Genomic DNA, 1,047 nt, shown 5'->3' with positions numbered 1-1,047 from the left:
ATTCCATCATTCATTAAATGTAGCAAATTTAGCAGAAGCATCAGCTAATGAAATTGGTGCAAATGCTATGTTAGTGCGTGTTGGAGCTTTGTATCATGATATTGGTAAAATGAAAAGTCCTACGTATTTTACTGAAAATCAATCTACCGGAATAAATCCGCATGACGAGCTTTCGGCTAAAGAAAGTGCTAAAATAATTGTAAACCATGTAATTGATGGTATTGAAATTGCTAGAAAATACAAACTACCAGATAGAGTAATAGATTTTATACGTACACATCACGGTACTAGCGTAGTATATTATTTTTATATGAAGGAAAAAGAAGATTTTGAAATGGTAGATAAAAAAGATTTTAGTTACCCAGGGCCAAAGCCATTTAGTAAAGAAACGGCTATTTTAATGATGTGTGATAGTATTGAAGCAGCATCAAAAAGCTTAAAAGAACCAACATCAACAAAAATTGATGCATTTGTTGAAAATATTATAAACAAGCAGGTAGAAGAGGGGCAATATTTAAATGCTAACATAACTTTTAAAGAAATTCAATCTATAAAAAAAGTGCTAAAACAAAAGCTAGCAAACATTTACCATTTAAGAATAGAATATCCTGAATAATTTTTTTGAAAAAAATGAAAAAATAGTTGCGTGCTTGTTAAGTAAAAGTTACATTTGCAACCGCAATTTTAAATTGCAAACGTTCATAAATGAATTTAATAGGAGAGGTGCCAGAGTGGTAATGGAGCAGATTGCTAATCTGTCAACGCGTAAGTGTTGCCCGGGTTCGAATCCCGGTCTCTCCGCTTTTATGTTTCGGGGTGTAGCGTAGCCCGGTCATCGCGCCTGCTTTGGGAGCAGGAGGTCGCAGGTTCGAATCCTGCCACCCCGACAAAAATTAATACCAATAGAAACTAAAACCTTGTAAATTGTATGATTTACAAGGTTTTATGGTTTTTAGACTATCATAAGAATTGAATTAATATGACTTAATTCGGTTCACAGTTTCAAAACACAAAAAGTGTGAACCGAATCGATGATTAAAATTCTGT

The 1,047-nt window shown here is 33.6% G+C and carries 1 protein-coding gene and 2 tRNA genes; all 3 read left to right on the top strand.

Annotated elements, in window-relative coordinates:
* On the top strand, window positions 1-616 hold a 616-nt coding region (locus FUA24_RS08140), incomplete at its 5' end, for an HDIG domain-containing metalloprotein (RefSeq protein WP_148541247.1).
* A gap of 101 nt (window positions 617-717) precedes the next feature.
* Window positions 718-801 (top strand) — tRNA-Ser (locus FUA24_RS08135).
* Between the two features lie 11 nt (window positions 802-812).
* Window positions 813-887: transfer RNA gene (locus tag FUA24_RS08130), tRNA-Pro, on the top strand.
* Window positions 888-1,047 lie beyond the last annotated feature (160 nt).

This window comes from Seonamhaeicola marinus (assembly GCF_008085455.1).
This window is presented reverse-complemented; position numbering and strand designations above follow the sequence as displayed.